The sequence below is a fragment of the Martelella sp. genome (assembly GCF_984369615.1).
Genome location: NZ_CFHTCS010000193.1, coordinates 1 through 8342 on the forward strand (window position 1 = coordinate 1; position 8342 = coordinate 8342).

The following is an 8342-nucleotide window of genomic DNA, read 5'->3' on the forward strand; positions in this document are numbered from 1 at the left end:
ATCTGGACGGCCACTGACGAAAAGGTGTATTGCACAAATCGTCTTTCAGGCTTTCCTGGGAACTTCTCATGTGCTTCTGACTGCGGAGTCGGACACCAGAACATACCAGAACATCGCAGGCTACCAATGGTGTTTTGCATGCTCTGGTGCCCGCCCAGGGCCCCCAGCCTCTGGGCACCCTTAGGGGGAAGGGCTGGAACGCCTCCTTCCCGCCAGCCGCAAGCGTCGATACGGCCTCGAAGAGTGGCGGCAGATGGCGCATGTGGACGCTCTGGTGCACCTTCGCCTCGATTGTGACCGCCGCCGCCGCAGGTTGGTCGACGACAAGGCGGAGTTCATCGCCTTCGCCGAAGGCGACGCGCGCCGGACGAATGTCGCGGGCAAGCGCCATCAGCATTTCGAGCGTTTCGCCATCGGCGTTGCCTGGCACTTCCGCCGCGAGCGGCCCCTTGCCGAGCCAGGTCAGTTCGACGAAATAGTTGGTGTCGCGCTCGGCGATCTCCTCCACCAGCATGACCAGATCGGAGCCGCCGGCTGCAAGCGGCAGGAAGATTTCCTTCTCCTCTGCCGCATTGCGCGTATAGGGCTCGAAGGCAGCGATTTTCCGGCCGTCGACAAAGACGTGGACGCCGCCGCAGGTGGCAAGGCGGAAGCGGAAGTCTCCGCCTTTCGGCGGAACGAGCCGGGTGCGGACCCAGCGGGAAAGCCGCGTCGGACGGTGCCAGAAGCCGGAGAATTCCAGCCTGCGATTGAAGCCCGGAAGATTGGTCGAGACAATCTCGAAATCATCATCGAGCGCAACCTTGCGGCCGGCGATTTCGGCGCGAACAGCGGTCCGGCACGGCAATTCGCCGACATCGACAAAGCCGTTGACGAACTTGTAGTCGACATTGTCCACCCCGCGCGTCGCCGTGCCAGGATAATAACCCGCCTCCAGCCGCCCCAGGGCGAACGCCGTGACGGTCTCGCCCGTATGAGTGACAAAGCGCGCGCGTTCAGACATTGGCATTCTCCCGGACAGGCAGGCAAAGTTCGATGGCCTCGATCCTCGAAACCAGTTGGTCGAGCCGCTCGATGCGGAAATGCGGCTCTTCCGAGGCATCTACAGGCTCGTGCGTGCGCCGCTGCGACCAGCCGACAAAGAGACTGATCAGGCCGAAATCATTCGCGCCGCGAATGTCGCGGGCAAGATTGTTGCCGACCATGACGATGCGGGACCGCTCGCCGTCGCCGAGACCAAGGCCGGCAAGGGCTGCGGAAAACATCTTCGGCGATGGCTTGTTCTGGCCGACATCGCCCGAAATCGCGTGACATTCCATCAAGTCCCAGATCCCGCGCGGCTTCAGCATGTTCTCGAAGGTCTCGCGCGGGCCGTCGGCGACCAGCGCCAACCTGTAACCGAGCCCGTGGAGCGTGCGAACCGCGTCCATGGCGAAGGGAATTTCGTCCGCCTCGGTTACCACTTCGCTGCCGGGCTTCTTCACCTCGGTCGCCTCGTCGATCAGCGTGTCGCCGCAATCGAGAAACACGGCGGAGAGATGCGGCACCCTCCCGGGAAGCGCTGCAATCAGCGCCCTCATCCGTGCGGGGATCCAGGCCTCAAGCGTTTTCCACGGCATGAGGACCGGTTCTTCGGCCGCCGCGAATGCGAAGCGCGGGACAAAGGCGGCGCGTTTCATGGCGAGCCTTGCCAAACGGTGTTCCCTGGCTGAAGCGCTCCAGGCGCCGGCCTCGGCAAATGCGTTGCCAGCATGAATGCCGCCTGTGCCGGCCTCGCGGCCGCACATCTGCGCAATTTTCGAACCGCCCATGAACCGCATGATCCGGTCAACGCCCCAGAGCGCATGCTTGCCCGGCTCCACATAAAGCACCGGCCGGCCGTTGCGCATTTCCGGCAGACCGCTGCCGTCATCGATAGAGACCCGCATGCCATGCATCGAACCCTCGACCCGGACGACGTTCCCCTGCCGGTCGATATGGACCCAGACATGCTCGAGGTCGTAGAGATGCTGGATATCCCAGTCGTGCCAGATCGCATATTCGATCACGGCCCCGCCTTCAGGCGGCATCAGCCGATATTTCGACGACGGAGACTTTTGAGCCTCCCGGACCACGCTGTAACCCATCGCCAGCGGCGGCGCCGGTTCCGCATGATCCAGCATCAGCGCCGGGCGATGCCGTTCGGCAAGCGCGAAGTCCGCGTCGCGCACGCCCGCAGGCGGCGCGGGATCGGCAACGGAAAACAGGGTCATGCCTCCGCCCCGTCTGCGACGCCCCGAAGCGTCAGCGTTTCGGCGTAATGGCAGCGTACCGCACGGCCATCGACCTCACGAAGCTCCGGCTTCTCGGCGGCGCAGCGCTCCGTCGCATAGGCGCAGCGCGGGTGAAAGGCGCAGCCCGAGGGCGGGTCGGAGGCATCCGGCACCTCGCCCTTGAGCACGCCGCGCCTCTCCGACGAACGCTTGCGCGGATCGGGCTGCGGCACGGCGCCCAGAAGCGCTTCCGTATAGGGATGGCGCGGACGGGAGAACAGTCGGTCGGTCTCCCCGATTTCGACGATCTCACCGAGATACATCACCGCGATCCGGTCGGAGATGTGCTCGACCATGCCGAGATCATGAGTGATGAACAGATAGGTGAGATTGAACTGCTCCTGCAGGTCCTGCAGGAGATTGATGTTCTGGGCAGCGACCGACACATCGAGCGCCGAGACGGCCTCGTCGGCCGCGATGAAAGCCGGCGAAAGCGCCAGCGCACGGGCAATGCCGATCCTCTGGCGCTGGCCGCCGGAGAAGGCATGAGGATAACGCGTCGCGTATTCGGGTCTCAGGCCGACGAAGGACAGAAGCTCCCCCACCCGTTTGGCGATCTGGTCCTTGGAATAACCATGAACCACCATCGGCTCGCCGATCAGATCAAGCAGCGTCATGCGCGGATTGAGCGAGGAATAGGGATCCTGGAAGATCATCTGCATCTCGCGCCGCACCGGCCGCAACTCCTTGTCGCTCATCGACGAGATATCGATCACCTGCCCGTCATGTTCGCGAAACAGGATCTGGCCACCGGTCAGGGTATAGGCGCGCAGGATCAGCCGAGCGACGGTGGATTTGCCCGAGCCGCTTTCGCCGACGAGGCCGAAGGTCTCGCCCTTGCGGATGTCGAAGCTGACGTCATTCACGGCGCGCAACACCTTCAGCTCGCGCCCCTTCTTCCCGCCCTTGACGGTGAAATGTTTTTTCAGCCCGCGCACGGAGATCAGGACGTCGTCGGGCATGGAAAGGGTCTTGCTGCGGGCGTCGCTCATTGTCCGGCCTCCGGCAGGTTTCCGGCAAAGTGACACAGCGCCTCCTGTCCGCGATCGAAAGCCACGCGCGGCGGCGTTCTGACGGAACAGACCGATGGATCGGCGTAATCGCAGCGGGTGTGAAACACGCAGCCGGAGGGAATGTTGTAGGGGTCGGGCACCGAGCCCTTGATAACGCTCAGCCGTCTCTGTTTCTTCTGTCCGAGACGCGGAATGGACCCGAGCAGCGCCCGCGTGTAAGGGTGCTGCGGATTGTAGAAGATGTCATCGACAAGCCCCGTCTCCACCACGCGGCCGAGATACATCACCGCCACCCGGTCGGCGATGTCGGCGACCACCCCGAAATTGTGGGTGATGAAGACGATCGCCATGCCGAGTTCCTGCTGAAGCGATTTCAGTAGCTCGAGGATCTGCGCCTCGGTGGTGACGTCAAGCGCCGTGGTCGGCTCGTCGGCGATCAGAAGCGCCGGATCGCAGGAGAGCGCGAGCGCGATCATGGCGCGCTGACGCATGCCGCCGGAAAGCTGGTGCGGGTAGCTGTCAACGAGGCGTTCCGGCTGGGGAAGCTGCACGCGCGCCAGGAGATCGATCGCGCGGGCGCGCGCCTCCTCCTTGCCGACGCGACGATGCAGCATGACGGTGCGCATGATCTGGGTACCGATCGAATGCACGGGCGAAAGCGCCGTCATCGGCTCCTGGAAGACCATGCCGATCCGTCCGCCCCGCAACTGCCGCATCAGCCGGCTGTCGCGTCTCAGCCCGTCGAGCCGGTATTCTGTGTCTCCGTCCGGATTGAAGCGGATCTCCCCCTCGCCTTCCTCGGCATTCCTGGCGAGCAACCGCATGATCGCCCTGACCGTGACCGACTTGCCGGAACCGCTCTCGCCGACGATGCCCAGCACCTCGCCGCGATCGACATGATAGTTGACGCCGTCGACAGCCTTCACCAGCCCGTCGCGGGTCTTGAAGGCGACCTCGACGCCGTCGAGTTGCAGGAGCCGCTCCGGAGGCATTTTGTTGTTCGTCTTGTCCAGCATGGAAAAACCTATTGTCCGTAGGGGTCGGCCGCGTCACGCAGGCCGTCACCGAGGAAATTGAAGGCCAGCACGACCGCGACCACGGCAAGTCCGGGCGCAAGCAGCCAGGGGGCGAGCGAGATGGAACGGAGGTTCTGCGCATCCTGCAGAAGCACGCCCCAGGAGACGACGGGGGGCCTGAGGCCGAGACCGAGGAAGGACAGCGCCGTCTCGCCGAGAATCATCTCCGGCACGGCGAGCGTCATCGCCGCGATGATATAGGAGGTCATGGCCGGCAGCATGTGTTTTGTGATCACCCGGTATTCCGAGGCGCCGGCAAGGCGGGCGGCCATCACGTAGTCCTCGGATTTCAGCGAGAGGAAACGGCCGCGCACGACGCGGGCGAGATGCGTCCAGCCGATCAGCGCCAGAATGAGGGTGATCAGCACATAGACGAAGAGCGGGTTCCAGGCGATCGGCAGGGCCGCCGCAAGCCCCATCCAGAGCGGAATCGTCGGCACGGAGCGGATGAACTCCATCATGCGCTGGATCGCCGTGTCGATGAAGCCGCCGTAATAGCCCGAGATGGAGCCGAAGAAGAGGCCGAGCACGAAGGCGAAGAACACGCCGATCAAGCCGGCCGACAGGGTCACGCGCGCGCCGTAGACGAGGCGCGAGAACAGATCCCTCCCAAGGGAGTCCGTGCCCAGAAGATTGACCTTCTGGCGGCGGGCATCGATGCCGAAGAGATGCAGGTCGGCCTTCCAGATGCCCCAGAACCTGTATTTCTCGCCATGCACGAAGAACCTGATCGGCAGCGGCTTGGACTTGTCCACGACATAGGTGACGCGCGCCGTCTCCGGATCCCGGGTGCGCTTCAGCTCATAGACGAAGGGGCGCGTCAGTTCGCCGTCATGAATGACGCGGACCATCTGCGGCGGCACGAAGGTTTCCAGCCGCTCGATGGAATCGGGCGCATAGGGCGCGACGATCTCTGCGAAGATCGCGACGAGATAGGCAAACACCAGAAAGATCAAGGACACGAGCGCGAGCCGGTGCTGGCGGAAGCGCCACCACATCAGCTTCCAGGAGTTGGCGGTGTAGATGCCCTGTTCGGCCGTCGCCAGTTCGTTTTCTTCTGCGTAAACGGAAGTCTCGTAGGTCATGAAGGCCTCACGCGTAACGGATGCGCGGGTCGGACCACGCAAGAAGAATGTCGGAGAGCAGCGTGCCGATGACGGTGAAGACGCTGAGGATGAGGATAAAGGCGCCGGCGAGATACATGTCCTGCATCTTCAGCGCCTGCAGCATCAGCGGTCCCGTGGTCGGCAGGTTGAGCACGACGGCGGTGATGACGTCGCCGGAAAAGAGCGCCGGCAACGCCCAGCCGACCGTCGAGATGAACGGATTGAGCGCGACGCGCACCGGATAGCCCCAGACCACCTGGCGCTCGGAAAGCCCCTGTGCATAGGCCGTTTCCACGTATGGCTTGCCGAGTTCGTCCAGCATATTGGCCCGCATCACCCGGATGAGGCCGGCCGCGCCGCCGGTCGCCAGCACCACGATCGGGATCCAGACATGTTCCAGGATGTTGCCGATCTTCGCCAGCGACAGCGGCGCGCCTTCGAAACGCGGCGAGATCAGGCCGCCGACATCGATGTTGAGCCAGGCAAATCCGATCCACATCAGGATCAGCGCCAGCAGGAAATCGGGAATGCCCTTGCCGAGAAAACCGAACACGGTGAAGACATAGTCCAGGATCGAATATTGCCGCTGGGCCGAATAGACGCCAATCGGGATGGCGATGATCCAGGTGAACACCAGGGACAGCGAGGAGAGCAACAGCGTCAGCGCCAGGCGGCCCCAGATCAGTTCGGAGACCGGCGCGTTCCAGTGGAAGGACTGGCCGAAATCGCCATGCAGCACGATATTGCCGATCCAGCGCACATATTGCACGAGAATCGGATCGTTCAGTCCGAGTTGCGTGCGGATTGCATCTTCCTGGGCGGCGGTGATGTATTCACCGCTGTTGCGAAGCTCGGCAGCATAGGCGGTGACATAATCGCCCGGCGGAAGCTGAATGATGATGAAGGATATGAAGGAAACGACGATCAGGGTTGGAATCGCCCATAGAATCCGTCGCCAGAGGAAGTTTGCCATCGTCTGCTCTCCGCATTGCCACCCACCGGCCGCCCGCGGACAAACGGGCGGCCGGCCGGTTCCGCATTCTCGCGGAACCCTTGCTCGGGAGGGAGCTTTGCCTGTCGGTTACTGCTTGTTCTGGTCGATCCAGAACTGCTGGGTCTGACCAAGGCCCACGCCGCGCGTGATGTCGTCTTCGACAAGCCCGTTGCGGACATTCATGAAGTCGTTCTTCACGATGACCGGGATGGAAACCTCGCCGACCAGACCGATGACATAGCCTTCGTCGACGAAGGCGCCGATCATGCTGTTGAGCGCGGCATCGGCTTCTTCCATGGATCCGGCGACGGAGGCCTTCTCCCAATCCGCCCAGATCTGCCGGATCACGGCATCCTGCGGCGGCTCGATACCGGCTTCGCCGTCGGTCTCGTACCACGCGTAATATTGCTGGGCGTAGCTGTCATTGCCCATGATGTTGCGCGGGTCGGCGGAGACGACCGAGAGGCGGTCGACGGGCGTGTACTGGATCTGGAAGTTGTTGTTGTCGCGGTTGTCGTCCCACTGGGTGCGGTCGATGATGCGCGGCAACAGCTCGATGCCGATATCGCGATAATAGTCGGCGGCGATCTCCAGTATCGGCGCCGCAAAATCCTGATAGGCCTCGACCACGATCTGCAGCCGCTTGCCGTTCGGAAGCAGGCGGAAATCATCATCGTCACGCTCGCTCAGGCCGATCTGGTCCAGAAGCTCGTTGGCAAGATCGGGATCATATTCCGTCCAGTGCGTTTCCCATTCGGGATTGAAATAGGGCGAGCCGGAGATCGGGGACACCGAGCGGGCCTCGCCGAGACCGGCAAAGCCGAGTTCGTTGATCGTTTCACGATCGATCCCGACGGAGAGCGCGTGACGGAAGTCCTTGTCGGAGAAAAGCTTGCTCAGCTGCTCGTCCTGTACATTGAGGTTCGGCACGAACGACCAGACATTCGCCGATTTCCAGGTGCCGACGTGGTAACCGCCCTTCTCCTCGTTCTCCTTGTAGAAGGTGAAGTCGCTCGAATTGACGTAGCGCATCTGCATGTCGATCTGGCCCTGAACGATCATCAGGTTGAACGAGTCCGCCGCCTCGAAAAGGCGATGCTCAATGCGGTCGATATAGGGAAGCTGGTTGCCCTCCTGGTCGACGGCCCAGTAATAGGGGTTGCGCACCATGGTGACGACATTGCCCGGCGCGGGCGTCTCGATCTTCCAGGCGGTGATGACCGGCAGGTCCGGATTCTGCCACCATGAGGTGACCGGTCCCTTCGAGCCCCAGAGATCGCTCCAGCGCTGGACGCCGAATTCCTCTGCCGCCTTGGAGAGATCCTCAGCGCTGGCGTAATGGTCGTTATACTGGCTCAGATAATGCTTGGGGAACAGGAAGGACGGGCGGTCCAGGCTTGGCTCGCCGGTCGAATCCTTCGCAAGGATATTGAGGAAGTAGACATAGGGCTGGGCGAAACTGACGGTGAAGGTGCGGTCATCCTTGACCTCGAGCTTCATCGGCTCGCCGCCCGGCGAGAAGGTCGGATCGATCGTCGGCGTCAGCGCCTTGTTGAGGAAGACATCCTTGTACCAGAATTCGACATCTTCGGTGGTCACCGGCGCGCCGTCGGACCATTTCAGCCCCTCAAGCAGGGTAAAGGTGAATTCAGTGGAATCTTCGTTGACCGAGTAGCTCTCGATATAGGCGGGCACCAGCGTGATGTTGCCGTCCGCGTCGGGCACATATTTCAGGACGCGCTCTTCCAGCAGCTTGGTCGGCCCCCAGCGATCGCCGGGACCGCGATAGGCGCGGTGCCAGACACCGCCATATTCGCCAACCTCGACGGCATCGACCACGG

6 protein-coding genes and 1 pseudogene are annotated in these 8342 nt (G+C 62.7%); all 7 read right to left on the bottom strand.

All coding sequences use genetic code 11. From position 1 onward, the window contains the following. Positions 1-1003, bottom strand: a pseudogene (locus tag AC5DC2_RS14935) (hypothetical protein); the annotation flags it as partial. Further along, positions 996-2252, bottom strand: a complete 1257-nt coding sequence (locus AC5DC2_RS14940) for an HAD family hydrolase (protein ID WP_491699044.1) — start codon at positions 2250-2252, stop codon at positions 996-998. The gene AC5DC2_RS14940 and the pseudogene AC5DC2_RS14935, both read right to left, overlap by 8 nt. Further along, on the bottom strand, positions 2249-3304 hold the full coding sequence (locus AC5DC2_RS14945) for an ABC transporter ATP-binding protein (protein ID WP_491699045.1): 1056 nt from the start codon (positions 3302-3304) through the stop codon (positions 2249-2251). The genes AC5DC2_RS14940 and AC5DC2_RS14945 overlap by 4 nt, the downstream gene beginning before the upstream one ends. Beyond that, positions 3301-4341: an ABC transporter ATP-binding protein gene (locus tag AC5DC2_RS14950; RefSeq protein WP_197489643.1), complete on the bottom strand. Its 1041-nt coding sequence runs from the start codon at positions 4339-4341 to the stop codon at positions 3301-3303. Before AC5DC2_RS14950 ends, AC5DC2_RS14945 begins: the two co-directional genes overlap by 4 nt. 8 nt (positions 4342-4349) lie before the next feature. Beyond that, the gene (locus AC5DC2_RS14955; protein WP_024709477.1) at positions 4350-5486 is read right to left on the bottom strand and encodes an ABC transporter permease; all 1137 of its coding nucleotides are present in this window, start codon (positions 5484-5486) and stop codon (positions 4350-4352) included. A gap of 7 nt (positions 5487-5493) precedes the next feature. Further along, complete coding sequence (locus tag AC5DC2_RS14960; RefSeq protein ID WP_491699046.1) at positions 5494-6480, bottom strand: ABC transporter permease; 987 nt, start codon at positions 6478-6480, stop codon at positions 5494-5496. A gap of 108 nt (positions 6481-6588) precedes the next feature. Next, positions 6589-8342 (bottom strand): ABC transporter substrate-binding protein (locus tag AC5DC2_RS14965; RefSeq protein WP_491699047.1); only part of this gene is annotated, 1754 nt, incomplete at its 5' end.